The sequence below is a fragment of the Paraplanobispora takensis genome, assembly GCF_016863195.1.
GTDB lineage: Bacteria > Actinomycetota > Actinomycetes > Streptosporangiales > Streptosporangiaceae > Planobispora > Planobispora takensis.
Genome location: NZ_BOOK01000006.1, coordinates 26074 through 52875 on the forward strand (window position 1 = coordinate 26074; position 26802 = coordinate 52875).

Consider the following 26802-nt stretch of genomic DNA (forward strand, 5'->3'; position numbering starts at 1 on the left):
CCTGCCGCGCTGGAAGCTCTCGGTTCTCCGGCATCGGGTGACCCGGGTTCTCTGAGCGGCCATGAGGCCTCCTCTCGGGTCGTGTCTGGTGTCCGGCGGTGCGTACGGCGTGCCGTACGCACCGCCGGGGAAGCTCAGGCCGCCTGTTGGGCGGGGAGGTCGAGATCGGTGAGGACCCGGTTCGCCACGGCGAGCACGCGTTTGGCGGAGTCCTTGACCGTCTCCAGGTCACCGGCCCAGCCCGCGACGTAGGGCACCGAGTAGGCGAGTGTGCCCATGCCGCACGCCGCGGCGACGACGCAGGCCACCGACTCCGCCTCGACCTCCTTGAGCTCGCGCGGGACGTCGCGGTTCTCGTGGTCGCAGAGGATGTGCGCCAGCTCGTGTGCCAGGGTCTTGACCGCTTGGGCGGGGTCGACGTCCGGCCGTACACGCACGGTCCGCGCGGCGAACTCCGTACGGCCCATGGCGAGCCCGCAGTCTCCCCGCTCCACCTCGAATCCCAGAGCACGGACCTGTACGGCGAGCGCCTCCCAGAGACCGGGCACGGCCTCACCGGTGAGCCGTTCGGGGCGTGGCGCGTCGGCGGGTTCCGCGAGCGGCGCGCCCTCCGTCTGGGCGATGTCGAAGACGGAGACCAGCAGGAATCCCGCGAGCATGCGCTGTGCCGGATCGCCGCTCTCTCCGCTTCCGGAGGTCTCCTCCTCTTCGGCACGCTTCATCCGGGGCGCCCAGATCCGTATGCCGCGCTCTCCCTTGCGGACCCGGCGACCGGTCTTGTTCCACTCCCGGAGCGGCCGTACGTCCGTGGCGTCCGGGCACTGCCGGATGATCATCATGAGGTTGGCGAGCGTGTAGCGGCGCATCCACGCGCCCGCTTGGATCATGGCCCGCCAGCCGTCGGCGGTCATGAGCGATTCCAGAGCGCCGGTGAGTTCGGCGTGCGCGGCCTGTGCCCGCTCGCGCCGCTCCTCCGGGGTCAGCTTGGTGTAGGGCATGACGAGATCACCTCCTGGCGAGAATGGGGAAATCGGCTGATCGGCCGTGGCGTGCGCGCGTACTGGCACGGGGACGCGCGCCACCAGAACCGCTCAGATCACGGGGCGCGTACGGCTACCGCCCGTGGTCCGGCATGTCCGGGCAGAGCGGTGAGACGTGGTCCTCGCTTCCGCAGTAGCCGCATATGCCATCCATCGCGAAGGCCGACAACTCTTCGGCGTACGCTTCGGCCCATGCCATCTGGGTTGCGGTGTAGCCGTCGAAGTATTCGGCGTCCGTGTCGCCGGGGCGGAGGGTGAGATAGGACAGCACCGTCCGCGCCGCGCTGCCGAGTTCGCGTGTCGTCGGTTCGGCACGCATGCCGGAGCAGATGTCCTTTCCGGCGAAGATCGTCCGCTTGCCGCGCGTGAGCCGGTAGGACCAGCGGATCCGCTGTTCATCGGTGCGACCGGCGGGGCAGATCTCAAGCGTGTGCTCGCCGTCGATCGGCCACGCGGGGACCAGACGCGGGGAGATCATCCAGCCTGCGGGCAGCGTGAGGGCATGCGTCATCACCATGACGACTCCTGAAAGGGATGGGGTGGGGCTGATTGCCCATGGCGTGCGCACGTCCCGAGACGGGACGCGCACCGCCAAAGTCGATCAGCTCACGGCCGCCGCGCGATGGGTGTGGCGGGGACGGCGGGTGCGGTCACTCGGCGGTCTGCTCCATCCGCCCGCAGACCGGGCACGCCACCGGATCGAAACCGGGTTCGGTCTCGTGGGTCATCGGGCACTCTCCGCGCTTGAGCTTGGCCAGCGCTTCCCGCGCGGACTCCTCCGACGCCCAGTAGCCCGCGCCCGGAATCTCGATGACGTCGACACCGGGGATGAACTCGCTTCGCGTGATGACGATCTCGTAATGCCGCTGGGCGATCGGAAGTTGAGAACTGGTCATGTTCGGTTCCTTCGGGTGAGTACGGCTGAGCGGCCATGGCGGGCGCGCGGTGCGCGGCGGTTCGCGCGCCACCATGAGCGTTCAGAACCAGCCGCGCGGCTCAAGGTCGGCGGGACGGACGGTGGAGCTGTGCGCGTGGATCTCACAGTCCCGGACCCGCTGCGCGTCGGCGAAGCAGCGCGAGCAGCGGATCAGCCGCATCCGCGCCCCGGACGAGCGGTTGGTCTGGGTCGCGTCGATCCACAGATGCGTGTTCTTCAGACAGCCGTGACAGGTGATCGTCTCGGCGTCGCGGGGCAGCGGGACGAGGAAGATCGTCCTGCTGTACTCGCGGTCGCCGCCGGGATCGGCATCGGGGACCAGCGTGACCGTGTCCGGCCCCGCGTCGTCGATGGCGATCACGCGCATGACCCGACCGCCACCGGAGACCGTCAGATCTCCGATCCCGCATCCACTGGTGACCATTTCTTCTCCCCTCCGACCTTCTTTCTTGCTACTTCAATTGAACCGCAATCACGGCATGAATTCAAGTGGTTCCGGAGGGTAATTTAACGAGTTTCCGCAGGTCAGAGGCGTCGTATTGGCCATAACGACATCACATCAAATGGCGAACAGATAGAAGTGATTAAATAAATCGAGCCGAATACCTTGGGGTGCGAATTAACCGGAAAGAATTCAGGGGAATGGGGGTGGCAAATCATTCCCCTTCTGAGATAGCGGACTTCGCTTACCAGTCGGGGCCGCCAACCCGGAAGGCGTCCCGGCTCCCACCTGGCCCCACAAGAGAGCAACCCTCTCCGGATTAAGCAGGAGAGGAAACCGGGCAGTCATCCGGCAAGGAGATCGGAAAGCTGCTGATCACGAGCAAGGCTCAGCACCGACATGTCCGGCAAGATCAGCAGGATGCTCCACGGCCGCCCGCCAAAGCGATAAGCGCGAGCAGGCCGCGGCCAGTAGTGATCGTATTGGTGGTCGAGGCTGGGGAGCCGGACGTACCGCAGGGACAGCAGACGCCTTTCCGATCTACAGCAAGATCGGCAACGGGCTGGAGCCGGCGCCATGGCGTCAGCTCCAGCCAGACAGGGCGGGTCCGCCCTCGGCAGCCCCATGATCCCGCGACCTTCTCGCCGCCAGGACTCAATCCCTGCCAACGCCACCCGTGGACATAGAAGCCATGATCAATAACAGATCATGTATCCATATCGTGACGAGTGCTCATTAAAGTGCTCATCCATGCGCAAAGTTCTCATATCGGTACTGGCAGCGGCATCGCTCCTGCTCGCCCCCACTTCCGCGGCGTCCGCCGCCACGGCGACTCACACGGCAGCGGGCTGGTGCGCCAAGAAGCAGCCCGACGGCCGCTACATCTACAAACACGGCAAGCACTGGGACTGCGTCTCACCTGGCGCGTTCTGTGCTTCCTACCAGCACGGCGGCTACGGGTACTCCCGGCACGCACGCGCGCACGCCAAGCGTTACAAGTGCGTGCGGTACACGGCGAAGATATGGCGGTGGAAGGCGGCATAACCGCCTACGGCATCCTCTTGGCCGATCCCATCGGGACGGATAGGCGATCCGGTTTCTGCTGCGTCGCGATCCCAGGCGAGCAGCAGAAACCCAAGCCGAATCCACTCAGTCCGTGCTGGGCCCCAGAGGGACACCCATATGCGTATCCCAGCGGTAGAGCCGTTCGTCCCTGTCAATGACGATGAGCTGGATCTGCGAGACCCTCACCGTGACCGGCTCCGCCTCTACGCTGTCCAGGGCCTTTGCGTACGGCTCGGCGGGACCGTCCGAGTTGCTGTAGGCAATGCTCACGTGCGGTGTCCAGATCTCAGGGTCGGGGACCCGATCCGCACCCCACACCTCCGCGATCCCGGCACGCACCGCACGCCGTACCTCGCGGATGCCCTTGGCGGGCTGCACATGGAACTGGAGCGCTTCGGGGTCGGTGACCGGCCGGGTGAAGGTCAGCTCGACCGGCTCCATCGCCTTCAGCCGGGAGGTGACCGCCGCCGCGATGGCATCGACGTCATCCGTGCTGACCTCGTCGGTGAAGCCGATCCCCTGCATGGTCAGGTGCAGCCACTTGAGCGGGATGATGTCCAGGCCGCCGAGGCCGTCCAGGGCCGTCTGGTAGGCGGTGACGAGGCGGTGCAGTTCGGGCTGGTCGTCGAAGGTCGTGTGGAAGGTGTACATCCGGCGGCCGACTCGCCAGCCGGGCCGCCACCACCAGTGATCACGCATCCGAGACTCGGTCACCCGCGCCGCCTTCCCCTCGCCCTACAGCCTGCTTTCCCGCCCGGTACTCGTCGATCTGCTCTCGCAGACTACGTGCCAGCGGATCATCCCGGTAGCGCGTCTGCGCCAGGAGCCGACCGAGTTCGGCCACCCGGGTGACCACCGTCGCCAGCCGGAGATCGGGCGGCTGAGCCAGGACTGGAGCGAGCGCAGTATTGACACCTTCGAGTTCGCGTAGCAGCAGGTAGCCGTGGGCCATGCCGACGCGGATCTGCGCCCAGGTTCCGTAGGCCCACTCCTCTCCCTGCCGGTAGGCCTCCAGCGCCTGCTCGGCCGAGGCGATCGCGGCGGCGGGATCGGCAGCCCGCAGGCGGACGGTCATCGTGTAGTTGAGCTGCCGGGCCAGTCCGCAGCTGAACAACCCGCCGACCTCGTCATCCCGGTCGATCTCCGCGCGGGCCCGATCCACCGATCGCAGGGCCTCCAAGGCTCGGGGGACGTCGCCGAGTTCCTGCCAGGCATCGGCCTCCTGGCAGGCGAGGAAGACCTTCATGGTGTCGTTCGGCGAGCACTCATACCCGCGACGGGCCAGCACGGCGGCCTCAGTGTGCCGTTTGTCCCAGAAGGCGGTCTTGGACTGCACCGAGAAGGCCAGTGCCCGTACCGGGAGCAGATCGGCCTGCTCAGCCAGGATCATGGCGGTGCGGGCGTGCGCGTCGGCTGCCTGCATCTGACCGAGATCGCCGCAGGCCCAGGCGGTGAACGCGCACAGCTTGGCCGCCGAGCCGTACAGCTCCCGCGTCTGGTCAAGGCGCTGGCGACCGTTCTGGACGAGCCCGAACACACCGCGGGTCAGCTCGGCGGCACGGACTCGGACGGGATCGGGCGGCTGGTGCAGGTAGTCGTGGGCGAGCCGGTTGACCGCGCCGGCGTAGTAGCCGAGGGTGCCCGGGCCGACGTTGGTAGCTTCGGCCCACGCCCCGAAGTCCGCGACCTCATCGGCACCCAGCGGTGCCGCCAAGATTTCGGCAGGTTGCGCGCCTGTGCCGAAAAGATGCTCACGCGAGATGCCGAAGGCCCTGCCATACAGCAGCTGGTACCGCTCGCCGGGTAGGTGCTTCCCGGCCTCCCACTTCTTGATCATTCGGACGAGGCTGTCGAGGTCGGGCAGGGCTCCACCGGCAGCGTGCCGGAGTTGCCTGGCCATTTCGGGAACGGCCCACAGCTGCTTTTCTCGCTCGGCGCGCAGCCGTACGGCCCAGGCCGGGGCGTCACCAGCCGTCATCGCGCGTCCCTTCCGCTGGAGGGGCGGACACGGGGTGTCCACAGGTGACCCCCATTGTCCCCGTGACGACGCCTCGGCGCAGGCCCTCTACTCAGAGTGACACGAACGAGGAAGGCGCGATGGCAGGCGACCACAGTCACGAGGCAACCGCCCCCTACGGGGGCGAGCGCCTGCTGCCTGCCGCTTCATGGACCGGCGCGGTGGAGCAGCGGGTAGGAGGGCCCCGGCTCCACCGTGCCTTCCAGGTACCGCCGCCCGGCGCATCCGCACCGAACCCCGGTGAAGCCGGGGGGCGGCCCCGGACAACCCCGGCTCCATACCAGAAGCCCACCCACGCCGATCACTTTCAAGAAGACCCGATGGACCCGGAATGCCCAGGCCTCGCGATCCATCTGGGCCTACCTCTGCGAGGTTGCGAGCGTCTCATCTGGCAGCCTCAGCCCTCCGGCCGCTACCGCGTGCTCGATTACACGTGCTCCTGCCGGGCGGTCGTCTACGAGCTGGTCTCTTGTGGGGGCGCCTACCAGATCCGCAAGATCATCCAAGGTCGGCCGCCCAAATCGTGGTACGCCGGACGGTGGAATCACCAGGAGGCTCAGGGATGGTGGCAGCGCTTGCTGACGGGCCTCGCCCGGTGATCCTACGGCGAGCTTCAGTGGTGCGCCCGCTCGTAGTGTCCGTCGATTGCGCCGATTATCGAGCGAGACTCCGCTGGCCGCTGTGGCCTGGGTTCAGCGCCCGCTGCGGGCGGGGCCATTCATCGGGCGCCGCCGAGTTCCTCCTCGATCGTGGCGACGAGTGCCTGGGCCGCCTGGCGAAGCCGTACACGGCGGGCGATGAGGTCATCAGCGAAGCGCCGGGCGGTCGGGCCGACCCAAACCGACCGGCCGGTGAACTGCCGGTGGGCAGGGTCGAGCGCTGCTTCGAGGATCTCGACCCGCGTCTTTACCTCTGCCAGCGTCTGCTCCAGGAGGCGGCGCCGCACATCATCTGCTCCGCCCGCGGGGTGACTCATCAAATGTCTCCCTGCATATGCGGGTACACCGAACCGATCTATTGGACATTATGAGATTTAGCGAAAGTCGGCCAGGCTTTGGAGGACTTCATGGCACGCCTCATGCGGCGGAGCGTCGCGATCTGCGCAGTGGCATTATTGGCGGTTTCCGGCTGCTCCGAAAAAGAGCCGACCGCCGCCGAGGCCGGCGAGACCCTGAAGCTCCACATCACCGAGCTGATGAAGCAGCGCCATGCCCTGGACATCAAGATCACCGACTCCGGAGGACGTGACATTCCTTGCGGAGAGGGGAGGGCCAAGCGAACTTTCGCCTCCATTGGCAGGGCCGCCTCAACAGAAATCGATGGAGATGGACTCAACAGCCTTCTCCATGGCGCACTCTCCCGAGTCGCTGACTATGAGATCATCGATGACCCTGGAAACGCTCCCATTCGGCTTGCCAGCAAGGAATATCGGACAGTGATCATCTTGGAGTCACCAGGTCACGGCGACTACAGAGTCCGGGGCGAGACCGAGTGTCTCCCGGTCTCATGAACCAGCAGACAGGTCGAAAGCCAGAGCACGGTGCTTCCCTCGCCCGTTGCCACTCTCGAACCAGTCCGCCATGCCGCTGGACAACCAGCCCACCGAAAGCTCGTCGTCACTGCCCATGCCGTTGACGTCGGCCCATTTCTCGAAGGCCGCGAGACCTTTGTTGCCCTGCTTGAGCAGCTCAGGGAAGGCCCGGAGATTACCGTCGGCATCGGCGATGGCTACGCCCGGCGGACAGGCGGCCTGATACTCACCAGGGGCCACCTTCGGTGTGAACCCGCTGGCCATGAGCAGTTGCGCGAACGTGTGCTGGCGGCCGAGCGCGGTGTGCCACTCAGCCTGGTTCAGCTTGTCTGTACGCTTCTCAGCCTCTGGCCAGAACGCATCCTTGCCCGAAAACCCGGTGCTCAGCGCCAGCCAGGCAAGCTGACCTGGGACACCTTCGATGAGCAGGCCACCCACCCCGAGTGCCGAGTCCAGAGCAAACCCCTGAAGCTTCTTGACCTGCTCGTCGAGCGCGTCCAATTCTCCCCGGACCTTCTCTGCGGCGGCCACCTCGAAGCCTCGGACATTGCCCAGCGCACGGAGCACCGGATCCAGGGACTCAACATCCCCGGTCTTCTTGACTGTCGCCAGGGTGTCGTCGATCAAGCGCTGGGAGAACCGGCCCATGGCCTCCTCGAACGGGGCCAGATTCTCGTCCGTGTCGGCGAAGAGCTTCATGAACTTGTAGGTGTCCTGCGGGCTCAGGGTGAACGCCGACTTCAGCCCCAGTGCCGAGGTCACCGGCTTCAGCGCGCTGGGCTCGGTCATGTTGTCGTCGCCGATGTCGGCACCCTCGGTGATCTCGGTGGTGTACGCGCCCGCGATCTCCGACAGATGGATCCGGGCCGTCTCGGCCACCTTCAGATCACCGAACGTCGTCATCACCGTGAAGGCGAACGCGGCAGCCTCCCTGCTGTGCCTGCCGTCTTTCTCATCGTAGGCGCCCGACGAGGCGGCGAGCATGCGCCCGAAGGCATCGCCCCCGGCCTCCCGCCACGGGCCGTTGAGAACGCGGCCGTTGAACTGCTTCAGGTACTCCTTCAGTTTCGTCTGATCCTTCGTGAACGGCCCGGTCACCTTCTCGATCGCCAGCCGTGCGGCAGCCGGGTTGTTGCCCAGGGCGTACATCAATCCCGGGGAGACCTTGCGGGGGTCGGCCATCCCGCGAGCCGCCGCCACTCCCGCCAGCCACTCGGCGGGGAACTCTCCTGCGCTCAGCAGCAGGTCCGCCCCGGCCTGCTCCTCGGTAGACGGTTCCGCCCGCCGTACCGCGTCCCTAATCTTGGCGAATCCCGGGACGTGCGCCCCCGCGGTGACCGCGCTGCCGAACGCCTCGCTCAGCGTGCGGAGCATCGCGTCACCGGGGTCGGCGGGGCTGAGAGCCGCGGGGTTGCTCTGCCGGTGCAGGTTCTGCCGGAACGTCAGGGGGAGCGTCAGGGCTGCCTTCGGGCCGAGGGCAGCGAAGAAGGCAGCGGTGAAGTCGGCGTCATGCTTGTTGGCGTCCAGTTCCTTGAGGACTTCGGCGTAACGGCCGGAGTCGGCGTGGTGGGACCAGAAGCCGGTCGGGCCGATCTCCTTGAACCGCTTGCCCAGCTCCGTGCCCTGCTTCCGGGACTCCCCGGGAGAGCGGTAGGCGCTCTCGTCGAAGGCGACCAGCGGGGAACCGCGCGCCCATGACGGCAGCGCGTTGGTCGCCCGCGCGATCTCCTGGCGCCGCCGCAGGCCCGGCAGTTCCCCGTCGATCCAGCCTGCGATCTCCCCGATCGTCCGCAGGCCGGACGCGGGTACCCCGGCCGCAGCGAACAGCTGCCGGATCCGCTCGGACTGCTCGCCGATCACGTCCCGACCGCGTTCCAGAGCGGAGATGAACTCCAGCATCTGCCCGGGATCGATCCCGGCGAAGTCTGGTGAGAGTGGCCCCGTTCCCGATGGTGTCGGTTCCATGATCCCCCTGACCGCAATCCCGATCATTTCACCATAAACACAGAACAGGCACATACAACAGCGAACAATCAGAGTATGTCCCACGGAAAGCGACAATTCATCCCGCGCATATCGGCCCATGACCGAGAACAGTTCCACTGAATCGAGGCATTGCCGGGCCTGCCCAGGTTGGCTCGACCGCTACACCGTTACCGGCACCTGCCGCATGACTACGGACCTGATCACGACGCCGAGAGTGCCACTCATGTCACGCTCTTCCTACCGTCGTTACATCGCCTCGGATCATTCTCATCACGACTTTTCCGCACACCCTCTACTCGCAATCAGCGCGGAAGCTTCGAAAGAAGCCTCTCCGTCTCGGGGACCGGGCTCACTCCCATCTCGTTCAGGCGTTCCTGGAGCAGGAGCGCTGCGTTCCGGGCCCGGTCACGGCGGCCGAGGCGGAGCTGTAGGCGGATGATGCGACGCCATGTCTCCTCCCGGTCCGGATCGAGCACGACGATGCGCTCAAGCGCGTCCAGGGCGGCCTCCGGATCACGCTCCTCGCAGAGTTCCGCGAGCTGGCTGAGTGCATCGGCCTGGATCCTGGTCTGTGGACTGCGCTTCTCGTCGATCCATTCGCACGTCAGCCCTTCGGCGAGCACGCCCCGGCAGAGCTCGGCAGCGCGGGTCAACGCCGCGATCCGCGACTCGTCATCACGGGCGGCACGCGCCTCCCGCACTGCAGCCTGAAGATCCAACAGGTCGACGCTCACCATCTCCGGGTCGATCCGGTAGCTCCTGCCGTGCGCCTTGACGAACGGGGCGTCGCGTCGGCCCCTGTCCTGATAACCCGTGGCGACCTTCAGAGCGTTACGCAAGTGCCGGAGCGGGTCGTGGACGCCCACGTCGACCGCCTTGTCCGGCCAGAGCGCGACGCAGATCTCGTCGCGCGTCACGCCGTCCGGGTGAAGGGCGAGGAAGACGAACAGCTGCAGTTGCAGGCCACTCAGGGGCACCGTCTCCGTACGGCCTCGCGCACGGATCACCGGTCGCCCGAGAATCGAGAGCCGGATCAGCTCTGGCCCTTCCCAGACAGCGGCCCCGGCGGCACCCGACGCTTCTTCCTCATCAGGGAGGTCATCGGGCTCGCCACCATGAGCATCGGCGAGTTGGCGGAGGCAGGCGGCCCCGTCCTCGGCAGGGAGCCGGAACAGACGTGTACCGAGCAGGTCCACTCCCTTCGGCCCTTCGGCCGACCTCACCAGGCCGTCCTCACCGACCTCGCACGTCGTCCCCGGCGGCCAGTCACCGAGAAGCAGCGCCCCGGTCCCGCTCCGGCCGGCGGACATCAGGATCGCCCCGACCCCGCGATCGAAGAGCCCATCGTTCACCGATGCGACCAGCAGGACGGCGGGCAGCACCTCCCCCGGGTCGCGTTCCCGAAGCTCCGCGATGTCATCGGCACCGCGCTCGACCAGCATTCGGCTCCGGGTGAAGTGCGTCTCCGTGAAGCGGTCGACGGCCACGTCCACAGACTCGACGACCGTCAACCCTGACATGGCTCCTGCCATAACTTCCAGCTCCTCAGCAGCGAGGCCGAAGAGAGACTGAGCGTCGGCCGCGCCGACGACGACCTCGGCGCGGAAGCGGTCGGCCTGCCGCAGCAGATCCAAGACGATCGCGCGGGCGGCGTCGGCGGCTCCAGGACCGGTGAGACCGAGGCTCAGCCCGGCGGGTTCGATCTCGGCGCCGGTGCGATCGTCACGTCTGCCGGCGACCAGCTTGTCCGGGACGTCGATGGAGAACGCCTCCCGCATCAGCTCCCGGTCGGCGGGCAGGTCCTCGCCCTTCTCGACGTAGGTCCGCAGGTGGGCGCGGCGCAGCGCCTTGACGGCCGGGGCGGGTTCGGGTTCCGGCTCGATCGATATCCCTTCCGAGGCCGGAGGAGCGATCCGCCTGCGGCGGCGGTGGAAGCGGGAGGCGGCGTAGGCGGTGCTGATGCCCGCGGCGAAGGCCAGGGAGACGACTCCACCGGACGGGATCTCCACGGTGAACACGACCGGCGATGCGGCTTCCGGTGACGCCGAAGCGTCCGGAGCGGAAATCCGGACGGCCGGTTCCGGAGACCGCGATGGCACAGGCGAGGCCGGTTGCGCGGGCCGTACGGAACGCGACTGCTCCCGCACGGCATCCGGCGCCTTCTGCCCTCCCGGCCGAGCCGAAGGCAGGTCCAGCCGCCACCCGGGTTCGATGAGACCAGGGTCAGCGAAAACCTGCCCGTCGACCTGGACGCGGTGGGCGTTGAGCTTCCAGATCTGCCGCCACCTACCGCCGCTTCCGAGCTTCCTCCCGGCGATCTTCCACAGGCTGTCTCCGCGCTCGACGACGTGAACGCGCTTCCCGGGAGGCTCGGGCGGGAACCCTCGCTCCGGCCTGATCCTGATCACTGGTGCCGACGGCGGCGATGCCTCGTACGCGGCGGCCACCGGCACCATGGAGGGCTCCGCCCGGCCGGTCATCGGGCTCGCGTCCATCGGCAGGATCGTGATGGCCAGCGAGCCGATCAACCCGGCGGCCACGGTCTGCATCGGCCCGAGCACCGGAACGTGGATCTCCACGCCACGGGCCGCGGCGACGGCCTCGACGATCAGCGAGACCGTGAACGCCGTCCAGAGCAGCCAGAGCGGGCAGGCCAGGATCTTGAGCAGCACGTCGTCCGTGATCGGGCCCATGAGCGCGTGCCGGAGGCCCTCCCAAGAGGGGATAGCGGTCGGCAGCGGCCACCCGGCGAAGCGGATCAGCATCGCCGGGATCCCCGCCTCGATCACCACGAGCAGGGCCGTCACGCAGAGGACGCGCACCGCTCGTACGGAGACCGCGAGAATCTTCCTCATCTCAGCACTCCTGTCACGCCGCGCTGGGCCGTCGCCGATGCCCGCCCGGACACCCGGAACGGGCCCACTCCTGCGAGGCCGAGAATCTGAGCCGGTTGCACGGCCCGGACGACGACCGTCACCGTGCCGCCGGAGACCTCTACCGTGGCGGTGTCCGGGGTCGCCGCCACGTAGGCGAGCGCAGCGGCCCGCGCCCGGTCGGGATCCAGCCGTACGGTTCCGTCGCGCCGGTAGGCGGTGAGGTTGAGCTGCTGTGCTCCCGCGCGTGCGGCCTCCTGTGCCTCGTTGATCGCTCGTACCCGGGCGGCGAGCGCCAGGCCGCCGTCTACGACGAGCCCAGCCAGCAGGATCAGCGCCCCGGCGACGCCGGCCACGAACGCGCTCACCGCGACCTCCAGTAGTCGATCGGGACGACGAACGTCGCGCTCAGAGCCGTACCGCCCGGGAGGTGAACCATCGCAAGATCCGCCAGCCGTACGCGGCAGGTGACCGTCACGGTGACATTGCCGCCCGGCTCGAAGGAGCCGAGTCCGACGTCCACGCTGCGGCTGGCGCACGTGATCCGCTTCCCGACGAGCGCGCTGTCGGCGGTCAAACGGGCGACGGACGTGGCGGATGCCGGGTCGCGGGCGATCGACGCCGACCGGGCCGCCTGGTGAGCGGCGTTGTTCACCTCCAGCCGCGCGGCGACCAGGCGGCCCATCGCGACCGTGAGCAGGGCCAGCATGATCAGAAACGGCGCCAGCAGCACCAGCTCGACGGCGGCGCCGCCCCGGTCGCGCGCACCTGACGCGATCATCTCGGCCTGAACCTCTCCACCGGCCCGGTGGCGACCGCCTCTACCGGGAGCCTCAGGAACGGCACGACGCTCTGCGCGACCCCGCTGACCTCGACCCGGGCGGTGTCGGCCGTACGGGAGACCGACGCCCGCGAGTCACGCAGCACTGATCGCCCGAGCTGGGAGAGCAGCAGCGACGCCTTCGCCTGCCCGTCCCCGGCGCCCGCCCCGAACACCCGTGCGGACGCCAGCGCCTCGGCCGCCGTCACCTCCGCTACGTGTACGGCGTGCTGCCATACTCCGAACTGCACGACGAGCAGCACCAGTACCAGGGCGAGCGGGAACGCCACCGCCATTTCGGCCGTCGCGGCCCCGCGGTCTATCCCAGATCGATGGAGTTGACCTTCGCGAGGACCTTGGAGAGCAGGATCGCCCCGGCCGTGATCGCGATGGCCACGAGGATCGCGGTGACGATCACGGTCTCGGTGCTGAAGCTTCCCCTGTCCGGGTGCCGCCGGGCGGCCTCCAGGCACCGCCGTCGCCGCTCCCGCATCGCGTCGAAGAGGATCATGAGACGGATCACGCTGTTCCCCCATTCGTTCAGAACCCCGCCAGTACCGAGGCGATCGCCGGATATCCGGTGAAGAGCAAGAACCCGGCGAGCAGACCGACCACGGGCAGACTCATCCGTTCCGTCGCGGTCTGGGCCGCCGTCTCGATTCCTGCGAGCTGGTGAGCGCGGAGCGATGCTGCCTTGGCGGTGAGCGACGCGCGGACGCGGGCGCCCTCGGTCCCGGCGAGGCCGACCGCGGCTGCCAGCTCGCACAGCTCGCGCACGTCGTACTCCTCCCCCATCCGTCCGAGAGCCGCCCACGGCGTACGGCGGGCGGCGAGCGCGGCCTGCAAGGTGCCGCGGAGCCGTACGAACGCCCACCCGTCACCGCCCTGCGCGGCGTCGGCCAGGGCCCCGTCGACGCCGCGGCCGCCGGCGAGGGAGACGACGAGCAGGTCCAGGAAGGCGGAGAGCGCATGCCGGAGCTCGTCCCGCCGCTCCCTCGCCTGAGATTTCAGCGCGAGGTCGGGGACGAGGAACCCGAGGACGCCCATCGGGATCAGCGACCATGCGGGAACCTGCCAGGGCATGGAGACGCCGCCGAGTGTGACGGCCGCGTAGACCGCCGGGCCGAGCAGCGCGAAGGCGAGGGTCGAGGTGACCTTCTCGCCGAGGAGGCGTTCGACGGTCTTGCCGCAGACGGCCAGGTCACAGCGGGTCGCCGCACCGGGGAGACCGCGTGCGGCCAGAGGTCCGGCCAGAGAGTGGCCGAGGCGCCCGCTCCAGCCCGCGTCCGGGTCCGCCGCGGGTCTCGCCGGGGTTCCGTGGCGCAGGCGGTGGAGTTCCTGGGCGAGGGTGGGACGGGCGGGCCAGAACCCGGAGGCGGCCAATGCCAGGCCGAGCCCGATGCCCGCCCCGAGCAGCAGCGCAAGCGCCATCAGCCGTCGCCTCCGTCCAGATTGGTGAGGATGCGGGGAGGCTCCCCGATGCGACCGAGCCGGCGGAGCATGAAGAACGAGCCCGCGAAGACGGTCCCGGCCGCGAGCAGGACGAGCTGCCCGTCGAGCGTGTTGTAGGGGGCGAGGAAGTCGCGGCTGAACAGCATCAGCCCGCCCGCCATGAGCACCGTCGCGGCGACGATCGTCCGTACCGACGACCTGGCCTGGGCCTGGGCGGAGGCGACGCGCAGCCGCATGGTGGCCTGGGCGCGGGCGGCGGTGGCCAGGGTGCCGAGCAGATCGCCGAGCTGCCCGGCCTGCCGCCGGGCGGCGAGGATCAGCGCGGCGCACACCAGGTCGCCGGTCGGATCGGCGAGGTCGTCCGCGAGCCGGTTGAGCGCGGCGGGGAGCCGCTCTCCCCGGTCCACCCGCGCGGCGAGCTCGGTGATGTGCGGCCGGATCGCATGCGGGGCGATCGGCGCGGTGGCGATGATCGCCTGATGCAGGCCCGCCGAGGCGGCGAGGACGTCGCGGAGCATCTCGGCCCAGCCCGCGACGGCCTCGATCCGCTCGATGGCCCGCCCGTGTCCGCGGTCCGGGCCGAACAGTCCCGGAAGGAACCATGCGCCGAACCCCGCCAGAACGGCGCCGACGGGCCAGCGGGTGACCGCGCCGACCAGGACGGCGGCCCCGGCGCAGGCGGTGAGCCGTACCAGCGTCCGAGGATCGACGCGGAGGCGGCGTCTCTCCCCGGCCTCGCGGCGCCGCAACCCGGAGACGACCAGCAGAATCCCGGCGCCGACCCCCACTCCGGCCAGCGCGGCGAGCAGCGCCCTTCCGGTCATGGCGGTCATGACGTTCACGACGCGAACCATCCGTCGACGTCCAGCCCCGCGGCCTCCAGTTCGTCGACCGTCTCAGTGCGGAGCGGATGTGCCCGTACGGCGCGGCGGTCCGGCCCGGGACGGTAGATCTCGTTGGAGACGACACCGATGCCCTCGCAACCGGCGACCTCACGGACGCTGGAGATCACGCGAGTGCCGTAGCGGGTGAAGGCCATGTGGATCACGAAGTGCACGGCCTCGGAGATCAGGACCGCACCGGCCTCCATGGGCAGGCGCTCGGGCGCCTGCATGGCGTAGGAGGCCAGCTTGGAGAACGCGCCCCGGCTGGAGCTGGCGTGCAGGGTGCACATCGAGCCGTCGTTGCCCTGGCTCATCGCGTTGAGCATCGGGATGACCTCGTCGCCGCGGACCTCGCCGACGATCACCCGACCCGGCGACATGCCGAGCGCGGTCCGTACGAGGTCGGCGAGGGTGACGCGCCCCTGCCCCTCGACGTTGGCGTGCCGCGCCTGGAGGGTGAGGACGTTGCCGTGCGTGTCCTTGTCACGGTCCAGGCCGAGCTCGAAGTGCTCCTCGATCGTGACGAGCCGCTCGCTTCTGGGGATCTCCGAGGCGAGTCCGCGCAGCAGCGTGGTCTTGCCGCTGCCGGTGGCCCCGGCGACGACGATGTTCTTGCGGGCGCGTACGGCGGCCCGGAGGAAGTTCGTCAGGCCCTCGTCGAGGGTGCCGTTCTGCCGGAGCTGCGCCAGAGTCGCCGTGGGATAGCGGTGGCGGCGGATCGACACGGCCGGTCGCCGGGACACCGACATCACGGCGAACAGCCGCGAGCCGTCGGGCAGTTCCATCGACAGGATCGGCGAGCCGGGGTCGAAGCGCCGCTCGCCGACCCCGAGCAGGGCGGCGGCGGTGCGGATCAGTTCGGCCAGGTCCTCGTCCGACTCGGCGACCGGGTCGGCCTTCTCCTGCCTGCCGTCGGCGAAGGTGACGTGGACGTCGTCGAAGGCGTTGGCGTTGATGTTCTCGATCTCGGGGTCGTCCAGCAGGGGCTGGAAGCCGCCGAGGCCGAAGAGCGCGTTCTCGACGGCGCGGGCGACGCGCGCCTCGGAGCCCGGATCCAGTGGCGAGAGTCCGGCGCCGAGAACCCGGAGGGCGTGGTCGTCCAGCGCCTCGGTGAGCAGCGCCCTGCCGTACTCCCGCCGGTCCTGCGGCGTCATCGGCAGGCGCCCCTTCTCCTCGTCGGCCTGGCTGCGGGCCGCGAGCCGGTCGGCGACCTCCGTACGGAGCAGCTTGACCAGTTCCATGTCGGTCACGCGGCTCCCTCCCGCCTGGTGGTCTTGGCGAGGCCAGCGGCGACGCGGCGGACGGCCCGGACGAACCGGGTGCGCCCATGCCTCCCCTGGATGAACCACTGGGCGGCCGGGTCGTGGGCGATGTGGGCACGCACCTTCACACCGAGCGCATCGATCACCTCGCCGGGCGGATACGTGCCGGGGCCCGTCAGGATGATCTCGGCGTGCGGTACGGCCTCCGCGAGGCCCTCCAGGTGCATCAGGTCGGTCAGCCGGGGACGCGCCATGACGAGGACCGTGTCCATGCTCGCGGCGAGCTCGGCCGACGGGCCGGCCAGCCGTCCCAGGTCGGCGACCAGGGTGGTGCCGCCGAGCGATTTCCTGAGGACTTCGGGGAGGGTGGTGGTCAGTGCCGTCACCGCGGCATGTGCCTGGGCGGGCCCTACGGGAGCGGCGATCACCTCCTGCCCTCCGGGGAGGGTCTGCGTATGGTGGAACAGGACATCTGGGTCGCGCTCGCGCCGCAGCTCGGTGGCCAGCGACGCGATCCCGATATTGCGGTCGAGGTGGAAGTACCCGCCGAGCTCCCCGCCGGAGGCGTCCAGCTCCACGAAGACCGTGTCCCCGCCCGGCCAGGTGGTGGCGAGCGCCAGGGCGAAGGTGGTCACGCCCGGCGAGTTCTTCATCGAGGCGACGCCGATGACGCTCATGACACCTCCGGAGAGATCTGCATCAGACTGACCAGTCCTCGTGCTGCGGGGACGGCGACCTTCTCGGCATCGCTCTGGGAGAGCTGCAGCGTGACCACGGCCGGGTTCTGCGGCTGGTCGGGGTGGCGGATCCTGCTCACCACCGCGACCGCCGTCTCCGGCCCGGTGCCCCCGGCAGGGGTGGCGAGGTCGGGGATCGCGGCGACGGTGACCCGGTCTCCCGGGGCGATGTCCGGCGGGTACTGCCCGTGCTTCACCGCGACCCCGAGCAGCGCCTGTCCCGGTGCAGGGTATGCGGGCTCGCCGACGTTCCCCCGGGCGAGGAGCGATCCGGCGACCAGCGGGACCGTGAGCCTCTTGCCGATCACCTCCGCGGCCTCGCCCGCCGGGATGACCTCGGCGTCCACGGTTCCCTTCACCGCGCGAAGATCCTCGGCGGTGAGCGTGTGCCCGGCGGGGAGGTCCGCCAGTACGGCTATCGCCCCGACCGGACTCTCGGTCCGGAGGGTGATCGCGGCCGAGGCGAACGCGCACGCCGTCACAAGGATCCCGCCGAGCAGGATCCGCCCGGCGCTGCGGCGTTTCTTCGGGGGACCGGTCGTCGCTCGCGCCGGTCTGACCGCCGTGGTGGCCACCCGGTCTCCTTCCTCGGTTCGTGACTTCTTCGGGTCGTTCCTCAGGTCGTGACGATCGCCTGGGCCTCGGCGACACGGAACGCCGTGGTCGCCGTGGTGGTCAGGGGCGGGAGCGTGCCGGCCTGCCCGGCGGCGGTCCACGTGACGTTCCAGGTGATCGTGGCCGTCACCCGGTACTCGGCGTTCGGGACGTCCGCGCTCGACTCCAGGTAGGTGTGGCCGCAGGTCGGCGAGGGACGGCGCGGGTCGTCACGGCTCTCGCGGTACGGCGTGCCGGGGCCTTTGCAGGTCACTGTGGCCCCGTCGCCCATGGTCCAGGTCACGCGTGCCGGTATCGCGGTGGCGATCGCGGTGATCCCGCCCGCCGTGGCGATGGCCGTACGCGGGTGCCAGGCGTCCCGTTCGACGGCGAGCCAGATCGGCAGCCGGACCAGCTGCGGGTCCTCCGGCCGCGGCGAGGAGCCGATCTCCGGGGCGGGCAGGGTGAAGCGGTCTCTCGCCATCAGGGCGACCATCAGCGGGGTGATCGCCGGTGCCCCGGTGCCGCCCTCGCCGCCTTCTGCGGGTCCGTCGTCCCGGACCAGGAGCGCCGGTTGCCCGGGGCAGGTGATCAGCATCCACCGCCCGCTGTCGCTCGCTCCGGCGGGAGCCTCTGCGAGTGCCGCCGTACATCCGGGTTTCTGTCCTCCGCCGGAGCCTCCGGGCCTGCCGTCCAGCCTGGGCCCGCCGATCGAGGCCGGCCTGTTCCACCAGCGCCTGGCCTCCGTCACGCAGCCCGGACCGCCTTTGGAACCGCAACCGATGAGCCCGGCACCGCCGCCTTGCGGATCGTCCGCGACGGTATGGGTCACAGGGGCGAAGGCCGTACAGGAGACGGCGAGAGCGAGGGCAGCGTGTATCAACATGTCCCGGCCTCCCTGAGCACGAAGGTGGTGACGTACCAGGAGCCCTTCCGGAGGGCGAGATCGGCGGTGGTCCTGTGCCGCCCGGTGGCCGCTCCCCCGTCCGCGCGCTTCCCCGAACGTGTGTGGACCAGGAATCCGGTGTCGTCCACGCAGTCGGTGACCTGGGCCTTGGTGGGCTTGGTCGCGGGCGTGAGGGAGGTGACCTCGGGACGCAGGATCGGCTCACCCTTGACGATCTGCTCCTTCTCGTGCGCGAGCCAGAGGCCGTGGCGCAGGACGACCAGAGCGTCACCGGTGGCGTATTCGCCGAGCTCCGAGGCTTTCCAGTCGGCTGTCCTGGCGGCGGAGACGAACTCCTGCCACATGCCGCGGTAGGCGGTGAGGACGGCCTGCTTCACGGATGCCTGCGGGTCGACCGGAGTCGTGACAGGAAGGTCAGCCGACTTGGAGGTGGCTCCGGTCCCGCCGGTCGCGGAGGTGCATGCAGCCAGCGTCCCCAGGGTGGCGATCCATGTCGCCAGGGGGCCAGAGAGGGCGCACCGTCGCCGCATCGTTTTCCTCGCAGGTCAAGGGAGGGTAACCGCGTGGAGTAATCAAATTAATGCGGAAAGTTAGAAAGCGCTAGTGGCGGAGAGTAGTAATCGCAGCTCAGAACCGCTTTCCAGGCTGTTCTTTCGGCTTATGCCGCGATATATCAGGGCCGACTTTTTCGCGCGATGAAGGCCGCGCGACCCGGAGCCCTCCTTCTCCGAGCCGTGCGGCCTCGTTCCCGGCCATGCCCGCCGTCGTGGTGGTGTGGGAAACGATCGACGGGATGCCGGGAGCCTCGTGCAACTCTCGACGGCCGATGCCCGCTGTTGCCGCGGTGTCGGCCCTGCCGGAGTCGTCAGACGGGAGCACCCGGGCGGACATCGCCGAGGAAGGAAGCACGCTTCCTGCAGAGAGGAGCGATCAGTCGTGCCATCTCGGCGGGGTCATCGAGCGGATGGGTTCGCCACCGGCCGTCCGGGCCGATCCACTGGAAGCCCCGCTGAAAGCTCACCCACACGACCAGACCGGGGGCGAGGCTGAGCAGCAGGTGTCCGCGCTGCCCTCGGAACACGTCGCGGTCCTCCGTCTCGATGGCCACGGCCTTCAGCTCCCCGCGGAGTGCCGTCATCGCCTCGTCCAGCATCACGACGCCGCCTTGGTTGGGCGACGAGGTCGACGCCTGCCTGGCCGTCCCGCTGTGACCGGTGGTCTCTCGGGTGCTCGCGCGACGAGAACACCCTCGATCGGCGCGACGCCCTTGGGCAGTCGGCGCTCATGCCGGTCAACGGCCGGTTCCGGCAACCAGCGCTCGGCCTCCAGCACCCGGCTCTCCAACTCCACCGCACTCCGCGCTTCGACGTGGAGCACGAGGCCGCCCGGCCGCCGCTTGAGCAGAGCCCAGAAGTGGCCGGTGTGCCAGCCGTACCAGACCGTCCAGTTCGGCAGCCGCACCGTGAGCAGCCGTACCGCCTGTCTCGCCATCGTCTCGTCCACGTCACGGCCCTCGCGCTCTCCGGGGATCGGGTTAGTCCCAGTAGAGGACCTGCCAATGCCTCAGCGGAGGGGGACAACAAGGGGCAGAGACGGGCACGGCGCGTGTCCCAGACACGCACCAAGTCCTCAGCAAGGGCTGACCGGCCAATTTCTGAGACGTTCAGCCGAGGGGTCGATCGGCAATCCTCCTCTATCCATCGGGCGTCTTTCATCCGGGGTAGCGGTTCTGTTCGACGAGCGCATGGTGGGCCAGGAGTCGTCGCTGGTAGTGGCGCAAGCAGGACGACCTACGCGGACAGCGCTTTCGGCAGGTGCAGAGCGGCGATGTGGTCCTCGCTGGCCGGCTGCTATGGCGGCGAATTAGGGTGTGTCTTGGGCGAGGCGTACGCGGTGGCCTTCTGCAGTGTCGCCGAAGTCGCGTTCATCGCCGTCGCGGAAGCGTCTGTAGAACCACTCGGGTACTCGGGTGGTGTCCAGGCGGGTGCGGAGTACACCGTCCTGCACATCCCGTGCGACGTTCCGTAGACGGTGCCATTCGTCCTCGGGAACGGGGCCGGGACGTCCGTTGCGTAGCTCAGTGTTGACGATCTTGGTGAGCCGGTCGCGTTCGTCGGCCACCTTTCGTTGGCTGGACCAGATCTCGTAGGAGATCTGGTAGGCCGCCAGGGACGGGACGAAGAAGCTGAGGAGCGTGTCGAGCAGCGTAGTGTCCGCGACCGCGAGGCCGACAACGAGGCCGATGGTAGTCCACAGGATCGTGATGGCGGCGATGAGGTGGCTATAACGGCGGCGGAGGCGCGCGTCCCAGGCGAGGTTCTGTTCCTGAGCGATAAACACATCGTAAGGGTGATGGACACCATTGGTGGCGTCGTACCAGCCGTCGGTGATGCGCTTGTCCTTCGCGCCACCTCGGGGGAGTTTGCGCGCGAGGCGGAGGACGTCGGGTTGGGGGATGGGATCGCCTGCAACGGTGGCGCGCCACGGCAAGTGGAATAAGGCGGTATCGAACATCTCCTGGAGCAGGGCACCCTGGCGGGCGGTGTGCGCGGCGAGGCCCTTGAGCAGGAAAGCTGAGACGACGAACCAGAAGAACCCGACGATCGAGACGGCTGTCCGGCCGTTGCCGATCAGCGTTATCAGGATACCGGCGGCGGCGAGCGCGACGGCGGCAGTGACGCGCACGGCTTCGAGGAACTGGCCGCGCTGGTGACTTGCCGCTGCGGCGCGCTGGAGGAGCAGCATGGCGTCATCGAGCTGCCGTTCGTGGATGGCTCGAGGCGGTATCCCATGGACGCCGTCGGGGTCGGTGGAGAAGTTCATGGCCTGGTCATCCGGTTCCCGAACAGGTGCTTCCACTCGTCGTAGGCCGCGCGTTCCTGGCCCTCATCTTCCAGGTCGACCGCCCGTTCTGCGATGGCGCGGGCCTGGTTGAGCGCGTTGGCCGCGGTGAGTTTCTGGGTGGCGTTCATGACAGTGTTGACGTCACCGCCCAGGCCGGCGGGGTCGGGCCACTCGTCGCTGATGCGTTCGGCGGCGGTGGCCAAGAACAGAACGATCTCATCCTGATAGCGCCCGATCGGCGGCTTCACCAGCGACTGAGCCATGACCTCCAGCAGGAAGGAGGGCGACACAGGCTCGCCGAGTTCGCGGTTGATGCCCTTGACCATCTTGACGAAGGGTACGTACTTGCCGTCGCAATCGGCGTTCTTGGCGATGCTCAGCTCGTGGTGGCGCTTGGGGTTGGTCGCGATCCAGTCGCCTGCCGTGGGATTGGGGATGTAGTAGCCGCCGTCGTCTCGCTTGAAGGCAGGCACGACGTCGATTGACATGACCTCGTCGTCGGAGCCGTAGGGGATGACGACGGCCATGCCGTCCCGGACGGCGGCGCTCCACTTCTGACGGAGCAGGGTCTCCAGGGCGTTGATCACTCGGATGGGGGCTTGATCGCGGAAGCCTGCCTGGGAGCCGTTGGTGTCAATGACCACGAAGATGTCGATGTCCTTGAGCTTCTTCGTCTTGGTGTCACGCCGGTAGCTGCCGGTGAGGAAGTCGTCGGCGAGGTCCCAGTGAGATCGGACGAAGTCGCGGATGGCCTCGTGGCGCGCCTTCGCCAGATCTTGCTCGGTCTGGGTGATCTCCAGGTTGTGCTTGAGCTTGATGAAGGCATCGTCGATGTATCCCATAGGGCGTGTTCCTACTCGTCGTCTCAGGTGTGGAAGTACCGCATGCCGGTCGAGGCGTGCGGGGCGGAGCCAAGAGTGCCGAAGGTGATGCCGCGTAGACCGTCGATGCTCGCCCGCTGGCCGGCCCCCCAACCTGGTTGCGGGGTGCGGGGCCCGTTGAAGGTGCAAAACAGTTGGTAGGTGGTGCCCGTGGGCACTTGGTCGAACTTGGCCCGAAACCGGGCGGCGCGGGCACGAGAGGCGGTGAACCCGGCGTTGCCGTCCCCGGAGGGGGTGTAGGACACCGGGAATTCGATCACCGGTGCCACGGCGCCTGAGGGTTGGTGGCACTCGAGGACGACCGTGTCGAGGGAGCCCTCCTCGATCCACGCCTTGATCGCATTCTCGTTCTGCACCCAGTCGCGGTGTATCCGGTCCATATTGATCCCGAGGTCGGCGAGGATGTCGGTGATGGTGCCGAGGATGACGTCGGTCAGGTGCGTGGCGGTGTGGGTCCGGGTGTAGCTGTAGGTGTAGGTGGAGGTCACCGCTGGGTCACCGCCCGTCGCAGAGCCTCAACATCGATCAGCGGACCGGCGTTGGCGGTCTCCGTCTCCGGAGCGGGCGGAACAGCGTCAGACAACCGGGCGTGACCGTCAGCGGTCGCCTTCACCTGCTCCTGGAGCGGGGCTGGGGACGGCAGGTGGATCGTGAAATCGTCGGCGCCCGCCGCACCGGGGACAGGGTTGAGGTTCTCCTCCAACGTCAGCGCCGCCGTGCCGGACACCGTCGTGATCTCGCAGTACACCTTGCCGGCCACCAGGGTGATCGGGTGCTGCTGCAGGTGCCCTGCCGCGATCAGCATCCGTCCGACCGCCTCGGCGGCCGACATCGCCTGCACCGCCTCGTCGCGAGACAGCGCGGAGGACTGCGCCACGGTGTCGGCCACGAGGTCCGAGATCACCGCCCAGGTTTCGCTGGCGCTGCGCACGGGAGAGGCCGCGACCTGCCTAGCGCGCCGCACGGGACACCTCCGGCTGGCCCGTGTCCGCGACGGCGTTGCCTACCGCGGCGGCCAGGTCGTCTTCGGTGAGGCTGCCGGGGTCCAGCACCGTGTCCAGCCGCTGAGCCAGGGCTTCGAAGACCACCTTGCGTGCACGGCGACCGTCCAGCCCGTGAGCTGCTACGGCGATGCGGTCCATCGCCGAGGAGCGTGCCAGCTCACCCAAGGCCGGGTACTTGTCGGCCAGAGTCAGCAGCGTGGAGGCCACGATCTCCCGTAGCGCCTCCGGCCCGGGAAGCGGGACCAGGATGGCGGCGTCGGAGCGGGAAAGGAACGCCTCGTCCAGAGCGGTGGTGAAGTTGCTGGTCGCGACGAAGAAGAGGTGCGGGTACTCGACGGCGTTGAGATCCAAGGCGGTGAGAACCGCGTCGGTGGCGCGGTGGACATCAGCCGGGTTGGCGGCCAGCGACGCCGCCGAACGGGCGACCGCCATCGACTCAACCTCGTCGAGGATCACCACGGTCGGCACACCATCCGACGCCAGACCCGGTATGTACTCGCTGAGTAGCTCGCTGACTCGCTGCTGAGACTGCCCGTGCTCGGCACTCATCAGCCCATGCGGGTTGATCTCGATCCGCCGGACCTGGCCTCCGGGAACGTAGCAGGCGACCTGCGCTGGCAGCCCCCGCGCCAGGGTGGTCTTACCGGTGCCGGGAGGACCGTAGAGCGTGCACAGACCGTGCAACGCCGTCACCGCGAACGGCAGGTCAGGCCGCACGAGCAGCGACAACACGGTCTGGTTGCGCAGCCGCTCCTTGATCTCCCTCGGCACCACGATGGCGTCCCACAACGCGGCCTCCGCCGAGTCGGCGGAGATCACCTCGTCCGATAGCACGCACTCCTGAACCCTCATCCCTTAACCCGTCCCCCACTCGTCATGTAGCACCTCAGATTTGAACATCATCTTCTCGATGTTAGGTAGACTACACCACAGATCAAGCGTGAAACTCGACATACTTCACGCGGCGTGCCTGCTGAAGGTCGGATGACTTTACCGTCGGGTAACCAAGGTGGGCCTAAGATACAAACGGAGAAATCAAGATCGAGAACCGTCCGCTGATCAGATGGACGTTGACTGGCGCGGAGACGAGCGACATGAGCGACCCGCAACTGAATCCCGGCGACATCGCGGCCCTGTTCGATCGCGCCCGACTGCGAATGGCACGCGAACTCCGAGGGCTCACCCAGGTGCAACTGGCCCGGGAAGTCGGCTCCGTCACCGCGGCCTCGATCAGTCAGTTCGAGAACGGACACACCAAGCCCGCCGCATCGACGCTTCGCCGGCTCGCGGTCGCGTTGCGGGTACCGCCGTCGTTCTTCGCCGCTCCAGCCCGCCCCCCTGCCAAGGATCAGGTCAACGGGTTCTTCCGCAGCCTTCGATCCACCTCCCCCCGAGATCGCCAACAAGCGCTTGCCTACGTACACCTCGCGCGGGAGATCGCACTTGAGCTCGAAAAACACGTCGCGTTGCCCGACCTCAATTTGCCGCGCGTCCCAATCGACGAAGGACTACCCCTTCAGTCCGCCGACATCGAACAAGCGGCCGCACAGATTCGTGATCACTGGAACATCTCACGCGGCCCAGTTCAGAATGTTGTGCGACTGCTGGAAATGAACGGGATTATTGTCGTCCGCTTCCGCGTCAGCATCGATAAAGTCGATGCATTCTGTGTCGACTTCTCAGACAGGCCCGTTGTTGCTCTCGGAGCCGATAAGGGCCTGCGTGACCGCTCCCGCTTCGATGCTGCACACGAACTAGGCCACCTGGTCTTGCACGGCAGCACTGGCAAAATTGGCGACAAGGTCACTGAGAGCCAAGCCCACGAATTCGCCGCCGCGTTCCTCATGCCAGCCGACGACATCAAATCCGAACTTCCAGAACGGCTTGACTGGCCCGCTTTTCTCCACTTGAAAGCAAAATGGCACGTCTCGATAGCTGCCCTCCTGGTCAGGGCAAAAACACTCGGCGTCATGAGCGAACATACCTATGCGCAGGGATGGAAAGCCTTGTCCGTCCGAGGATGGAGGAAAGTAGAGCCAGGCCCTCTGGGAAATCCGGAGCTGCCTGTGCTTCTGCATCGTGCACTAGAGCTCATGGAAACAACCGGCATCTCCTTCTCCGATTTCCTCAATCGTTCAGGCCTTCCGGAAGCTGACGTTCGAACCCTACTCAGCCGGGATATCAGCGAGCGACCCCGCGTGGAATTCTGACCCACCTACTCTGGTTGAACTCGTAGAATCCGCGGGGTCGTGGCGTCTGGCGGCTCCGGCTGTACGACAAGGACATGCGATACGCGCAACGGGGTGGGTACCCCCGCCGAGCAGGAACGGTGCGAGCAGGTGCGGCTGCAGGCCACTGAGCGCTTCACGCGTGGGGACAGCGTCACGCTCATCGCACGGAAGTTGCGCATCACCGCGCGCTCGGTACGGCGCTGGCGTGCCCGTTGGCAGCAGGGCGGCGAGCATGCGCTGCGCTCGGCCGGCCCGGTCTGCCTGGAGCGATTGTCGGCGCAGTCCTGGGCCGCGCTGGAGGCCGAGCTCAAGCGCGGGCCGCTGGCCCATGGCTTTGCCGATGACCAGTACTGGACTCTGGGCCGGATCAAGACGGTGATCGGCCGGATGTTCCACCTCGGCTACATCGTGCAAGGCGTGGCCAAGCTGCTGGAAACGGCACGACTGGTCGGCCCAGGTGCCGCCGCGCCGGGCCGTCGAGCGTGACGAGAAGGCCATTGGGGTGCGGCAGCAGGAGGTGGGGTGCGCGGGCAAAACCACCGCGGCGGACCTGGGCGCCTGGATCTGTTTCGCCGACGAGACCGGTCAGGGGCTCAAGGCCGCCGAAAGCACGCACCTGGGCCCCGCGCGAGGTTCGGCCGATCGTGGCCGTGCGCGGCCGCAGTACCGGGCGGGTGAATGTGGCCGGGGTGGTCTGCTTTCGCCCCGGCGAGCGCGCATTTATTTTACACCGTACCCACCTACCGGGGCCGCGCGGGTGAGGCGAAGAGTCTCCACTGGTGGCAGTACCAGGATTTGATCATCTCGACGCATCACCGGCCCGGTGGTGCGCTACTGGTGTGGTGCTGGGACAACCTCAATGTGCACCTGGCGCGGGAGCTTGCCGCCTTCGCCGAGGAGAACTCCGCCTGGCTGAGGGTGGTGCAGCTGCCGACGTATGCGCCGGAGCGGAATCCGGCTGAAGGCATCTGGTCACTGCTCAAGCACGCCATCGCCAACTTCATCGCGGCCGATCTAAGCGGCATTCCAGAAGTTTCGCCGGTAACCGGCCGGGAGCCAGGGACTGGTCCAGGGCGCCGCAGCAGTCAGCAGCTGATCCGGTGAGCGGGCCCGGAAGAAGGCGTGGATCTGCCGCAGCCGGCCGGGCCAGCTGACGGCGGTATTGGCCAGGAAGGCCTTCAGCGCCGCCCAGATGCGCTCGGTCGGGTTGTCATGCGGACTGTAGCGCGCCGCGTACAACAGCTCTACCTGGGGATGCTCGGCCAGATAGGCGGTGATGAGCTTGGCGTGATGAA

Annotated in this window: 31 protein-coding genes and 1 pseudogene; 4 read left to right on the top strand and 28 right to left on the bottom strand. The window is 68.1% G+C overall.

Annotated elements, in window-relative coordinates; translation table 11 throughout:
* Positions 1-134 precede the first annotated feature (134 nt).
* From Pta02_RS05900 to Pta02_RS05930, 7 genes are all read right to left on the bottom strand, one after another.
* Positions 135-998 carry an ImmA/IrrE family metallo-endopeptidase gene (locus Pta02_RS05900; protein ID WP_239129704.1) on the bottom strand — a complete coding sequence of 288 codons (864 nt, stop codon included), beginning with the start codon at positions 996-998 and terminating at the stop codon, positions 135-137.
* A gap of 115 nt (positions 999-1113) precedes the next feature.
* Positions 1114-1557, bottom strand: coding sequence for a hypothetical protein (locus Pta02_RS05905; RefSeq protein WP_203873654.1), 444 nt, complete (start codon positions 1555-1557; stop codon positions 1114-1116).
* Positions 1558-1690: 133 nt separating this feature from the next.
* Positions 1691-1936, bottom strand: coding sequence for a hypothetical protein (locus Pta02_RS05910; RefSeq protein WP_203873655.1), 246 nt, complete (start codon positions 1934-1936; stop codon positions 1691-1693).
* Positions 1937-2017: 81 nt separating this feature from the next.
* Positions 2018-2401, bottom strand: a complete 384-nt coding sequence (locus tag Pta02_RS05915) for a hypothetical protein (RefSeq protein ID WP_203873656.1) — start codon at positions 2399-2401, stop codon at positions 2018-2020.
* Positions 2402-3568: 1167 nt separating this feature from the next.
* Positions 3569-4198 carry a 2'-5' RNA ligase family protein gene (locus Pta02_RS05920; protein ID WP_203873657.1) on the bottom strand — a complete coding sequence of 210 codons (630 nt, stop codon included), beginning with the start codon at positions 4196-4198 and terminating at the stop codon, positions 3569-3571.
* A complete protein-coding gene (locus Pta02_RS05925) occupies positions 4176-5462 on the bottom strand; it encodes an NsdA family TPR-like regulatory protein (protein WP_203873658.1) in 1287 nt (428 codons plus the stop codon). Before Pta02_RS05925 ends, Pta02_RS05920 begins: the two co-directional genes overlap by 23 nt.
* Before the next feature lie 757 nt (positions 5463-6219).
* Positions 6220-6477, bottom strand: coding sequence for a hypothetical protein (locus Pta02_RS05930; RefSeq protein WP_203873659.1), 258 nt, complete (start codon positions 6475-6477; stop codon positions 6220-6222).
* Between the two features lie 90 nt (positions 6478-6567).
* On the opposite strand from Pta02_RS05930, the gene Pta02_RS05935 reads away from it, so the two are divergent.
* Entirely contained in the window at positions 6568-7011 is a 444-nt protein-coding gene (locus Pta02_RS05935) for a hypothetical protein (RefSeq protein ID WP_203873660.1), read from the top strand.
* On the opposite strand, the gene Pta02_RS05940 is transcribed toward Pta02_RS05935, so the two are convergent.
* The 20 genes from Pta02_RS05940 to Pta02_RS06035 all read right to left on the bottom strand — a co-directional run bounded on the left by Pta02_RS05940 (position 7006) and on the right by Pta02_RS06035 (position 24110).
* A complete protein-coding gene (locus Pta02_RS05940; protein WP_203873661.1) occupies positions 7006-9135 on the bottom strand; it encodes a DUF6571 family protein in 2130 nt (709 codons plus the stop codon). The two genes, Pta02_RS05935 and Pta02_RS05940, sit on opposite strands and share 6 nt — an antisense overlap.
* A 185-nt stretch (positions 9136-9320) precedes the next feature.
* Positions 9321-11825: a BTAD domain-containing putative transcriptional regulator gene (locus Pta02_RS05945; RefSeq protein ID WP_203873662.1), complete on the bottom strand. Its 2505-nt coding sequence runs from the start codon at positions 11823-11825 to the stop codon at positions 9321-9323.
* A gap of 44 nt (positions 11826-11869) precedes the next feature.
* On the bottom strand, positions 11870-12259 hold the full coding sequence (locus Pta02_RS05950; protein WP_203873663.1) for a hypothetical protein: 390 nt from the start codon (positions 12257-12259) through the stop codon (positions 11870-11872).
* Entirely contained in the window at positions 12256-12672 is a 417-nt protein-coding gene (locus Pta02_RS05955; RefSeq protein WP_203873664.1) for a TadE/TadG family type IV pilus assembly protein, read from the bottom strand. Before Pta02_RS05955 ends, Pta02_RS05950 begins: the two co-directional genes overlap by 4 nt.
* Positions 12669-13034, bottom strand: a complete 366-nt coding sequence (locus Pta02_RS05960; RefSeq protein WP_275423558.1) for a TadE/TadG family type IV pilus assembly protein — start codon at positions 13032-13034, stop codon at positions 12669-12671. Before Pta02_RS05960 ends, Pta02_RS05955 begins: the two co-directional genes overlap by 4 nt.
* Entirely contained in the window at positions 13031-13234 is a 204-nt protein-coding gene (locus Pta02_RS05965) for a hypothetical protein (RefSeq protein WP_084780727.1), read from the bottom strand. Before Pta02_RS05965 ends, Pta02_RS05960 begins: the two co-directional genes overlap by 4 nt.
* A 17-nt stretch (positions 13235-13251) precedes the next feature.
* Positions 13252-14142, bottom strand: a complete 891-nt coding sequence (locus Pta02_RS05970) for a type II secretion system F family protein (RefSeq protein WP_203873666.1) — start codon at positions 14140-14142, stop codon at positions 13252-13254.
* Complete coding sequence (locus Pta02_RS05975) at positions 14142-14996, bottom strand: type II secretion system F family protein (RefSeq protein ID WP_239129705.1); 855 nt, start codon at positions 14994-14996, stop codon at positions 14142-14144. Before Pta02_RS05975 ends, Pta02_RS05970 begins: the two co-directional genes overlap by 1 nt.
* A 5-nt stretch (positions 14997-15001) precedes the next feature.
* The gene (locus Pta02_RS05980; RefSeq protein ID WP_203873686.1) at positions 15002-16288 is read right to left on the bottom strand and encodes a TadA family conjugal transfer-associated ATPase; all 1287 of its coding nucleotides are present in this window, start codon (positions 16286-16288) and stop codon (positions 15002-15004) included.
* Positions 16289-16293: 5 nt separating this feature from the next.
* Positions 16294-16986: a CpaE/TadZ family protein gene (locus tag Pta02_RS05985; protein WP_203873668.1), complete on the bottom strand. Its 693-nt coding sequence runs from the start codon at positions 16984-16986 to the stop codon at positions 16294-16296.
* Positions 16983-17621, bottom strand: a complete 639-nt coding sequence (locus Pta02_RS05990) for an SAF domain-containing protein (protein ID WP_203873669.1) — start codon at positions 17619-17621, stop codon at positions 16983-16985. The genes Pta02_RS05985 and Pta02_RS05990 overlap by 4 nt, the downstream gene beginning before the upstream one ends.
* Before the next feature lie 41 nt (positions 17622-17662).
* Positions 17663-18238, bottom strand: coding sequence for a hypothetical protein (locus Pta02_RS05995; protein ID WP_203873670.1), 576 nt, complete (start codon positions 18236-18238; stop codon positions 17663-17665).
* A 281-nt stretch (positions 18239-18519) separates the two neighbouring features.
* Positions 18520-18924: a hypothetical protein gene (locus Pta02_RS06000; protein ID WP_203873671.1), complete on the bottom strand. Its 405-nt coding sequence runs from the start codon at positions 18922-18924 to the stop codon at positions 18520-18522.
* 488 nt (positions 18925-19412) lie between these two features.
* Positions 19413-19703 (bottom strand): hypothetical protein, encoded by a 291-nt coding sequence (locus Pta02_RS06005; protein WP_203873672.1) that lies wholly within the window; start codon positions 19701-19703, stop codon positions 19413-19415.
* Positions 19700-20050, bottom strand: a complete 351-nt coding sequence (locus Pta02_RS06010; RefSeq protein ID WP_203873673.1) for a hypothetical protein — start codon at positions 20048-20050, stop codon at positions 19700-19702. The genes Pta02_RS06005 and Pta02_RS06010 overlap by 4 nt, the downstream gene beginning before the upstream one ends.
* Before the next feature lie 360 nt (positions 20051-20410).
* Positions 20411-21370 carry an S-4TM family putative pore-forming effector gene (locus tag Pta02_RS06015; protein ID WP_203873674.1) on the bottom strand — a complete coding sequence of 320 codons (960 nt, stop codon included), beginning with the start codon at positions 21368-21370 and terminating at the stop codon, positions 20411-20413.
* Positions 21367-22233, bottom strand: a complete 867-nt coding sequence (locus tag Pta02_RS06020; protein WP_203873675.1) for a CBASS oligonucleotide cyclase — start codon at positions 22231-22233, stop codon at positions 21367-21369. Before Pta02_RS06020 ends, Pta02_RS06015 begins: the two co-directional genes overlap by 4 nt.
* 23 nt (positions 22234-22256) lie before the next feature.
* Positions 22257-22760 (bottom strand): hypothetical protein, encoded by a 504-nt coding sequence (locus Pta02_RS06025; protein ID WP_203873676.1) that lies wholly within the window; start codon positions 22758-22760, stop codon positions 22257-22259.
* On the bottom strand, positions 22757-23203 hold the full coding sequence (locus Pta02_RS06030; protein ID WP_203873677.1) for a CBASS system Cap8 protein: 447 nt from the start codon (positions 23201-23203) through the stop codon (positions 22757-22759). The genes Pta02_RS06025 and Pta02_RS06030 overlap by 4 nt, the downstream gene beginning before the upstream one ends.
* Before the next feature lie 19 nt (positions 23204-23222).
* Positions 23223-24110: an AAA family ATPase gene (locus tag Pta02_RS06035; protein WP_203873678.1), complete on the bottom strand. Its 888-nt coding sequence runs from the start codon at positions 24108-24110 to the stop codon at positions 23223-23225.
* Between the two features lie 260 nt (positions 24111-24370).
* Between Pta02_RS06035 and Pta02_RS06040 the strand changes: the two genes are divergently transcribed.
* The 3 genes from Pta02_RS06040 to Pta02_RS42270 all read left to right on the top strand — a co-directional run bounded on the left by Pta02_RS06040 (position 24371) and on the right by Pta02_RS42270 (position 26611).
* Entirely contained in the window at positions 24371-25486 is a 1116-nt protein-coding gene (locus Pta02_RS06040) for a helix-turn-helix domain-containing protein (protein WP_203873679.1), read from the top strand.
* Between the two features lie 93 nt (positions 25487-25579).
* Positions 25580-25993 carry a helix-turn-helix domain-containing protein gene (locus tag Pta02_RS06045; RefSeq protein WP_203873680.1) on the top strand — a complete coding sequence of 138 codons (414 nt, stop codon included), beginning with the start codon at positions 25580-25582 and terminating at the stop codon, positions 25991-25993.
* 192 nt (positions 25994-26185) lie between these two features.
* Positions 26186-26611 (top strand): transposase, encoded by a 426-nt coding sequence (locus Pta02_RS42270; protein ID WP_373872346.1) that lies wholly within the window; start codon positions 26186-26188, stop codon positions 26609-26611.
* Here the strand turns inward: Pta02_RS42270 and Pta02_RS06055 are convergent.
* A pseudogene (locus Pta02_RS06055) lies at positions 26522-26802 on the bottom strand (IS630 family transposase); the annotation flags it as partial. The gene Pta02_RS42270 and the pseudogene Pta02_RS06055 sit on opposite strands and share 90 nt — an antisense overlap.

What these genes read in the sequence shown, in the direction of transcription:
- Pta02_RS05900 (WP_239129704.1), bottom strand. Translation starts at nt 998, where the DNA reads ATGCCCTACACCAAGCTGACCCCGGAGGAGCGGCGCGAGCGGGCACAG.
- Pta02_RS05905 (WP_203873654.1), bottom strand. Translation starts at nt 1,557, where the DNA reads ATGGTGATGACGCATGCCCTCACGCTGCCCGCAGGCTGGATGATCTCC.
- Pta02_RS05910 (WP_203873655.1), bottom strand. Translation starts at nt 1,936, where the DNA reads ATGACCAGTTCTCAACTTCCGATCGCCCAGCGGCATTACGAGATCGTC.
- Pta02_RS05915 (WP_203873656.1), bottom strand. Translation starts at nt 2,401, where the DNA reads ATGGTCACCAGTGGATGCGGGATCGGAGATCTGACGGTCTCCGGTGGC.
- Pta02_RS05925 (WP_203873658.1), bottom strand. Translation starts at nt 5,462, where the DNA reads ATGACGGCTGGTGACGCCCCGGCCTGGGCCGTACGGCTGCGCGCCGAG.
- Pta02_RS05930 (WP_203873659.1), bottom strand. Translation starts at nt 6,477, where the DNA reads ATGAGTCACCCCGCGGGCGGAGCAGATGATGTGCGGCGCCGCCTCCTG.
- Pta02_RS05935 (WP_203873660.1), top strand. Translation starts at nt 6,568, where the DNA reads ATGGCACGCCTCATGCGGCGGAGCGTCGCGATCTGCGCAGTGGCATTA.
- Pta02_RS05955 (WP_203873664.1), bottom strand. Translation starts at nt 12,672, where the DNA reads ATGATCGCGTCAGGTGCGCGCGACCGGGGCGGCGCCGCCGTCGAGCTG.
- Pta02_RS05970 (WP_203873666.1), bottom strand. Translation starts at nt 14,142, where the DNA reads ATGGCGCTTGCGCTGCTGCTCGGGGCGGGCATCGGGCTCGGCCTGGCA.
- Pta02_RS05975 (WP_239129705.1), bottom strand. Translation starts at nt 14,996, where the DNA reads ATGACCGCCATGACCGGAAGGGCGCTGCTCGCCGCGCTGGCCGGAGTG.
- Pta02_RS05980 (WP_203873686.1), bottom strand. Translation starts at nt 16,288, where the DNA reads ATGGAACTGGTCAAGCTGCTCCGTACGGAGGTCGCCGACCGGCTCGCG.
- Pta02_RS05985 (WP_203873668.1), bottom strand. Translation starts at nt 16,986, where the DNA reads ATGAGCGTCATCGGCGTCGCCTCGATGAAGAACTCGCCGGGCGTGACC.
- Pta02_RS05995 (WP_203873670.1), bottom strand. Translation starts at nt 18,238, where the DNA reads ATGCTGATCACCTGCCCCGGGCAACCGGCGCTCCTGGTCCGGGACGAC.
- Pta02_RS06015 (WP_203873674.1), bottom strand. Translation starts at nt 21,370, where the DNA reads ATGAACTTCTCCACCGACCCCGACGGCGTCCATGGGATACCGCCTCGA.
- Pta02_RS06020 (WP_203873675.1), bottom strand. Translation starts at nt 22,233, where the DNA reads ATGGGATACATCGACGATGCCTTCATCAAGCTCAAGCACAACCTGGAG.
- Pta02_RS06040 (WP_203873679.1), top strand. Translation starts at nt 24,371, where the DNA reads ATGAGCGACCCGCAACTGAATCCCGGCGACATCGCGGCCCTGTTCGAT.
- Pta02_RS42270 (WP_373872346.1), top strand. Translation starts at nt 26,186, where the DNA reads ATGTGGCCGGGGTGGTCTGCTTTCGCCCCGGCGAGCGCGCATTTATTT.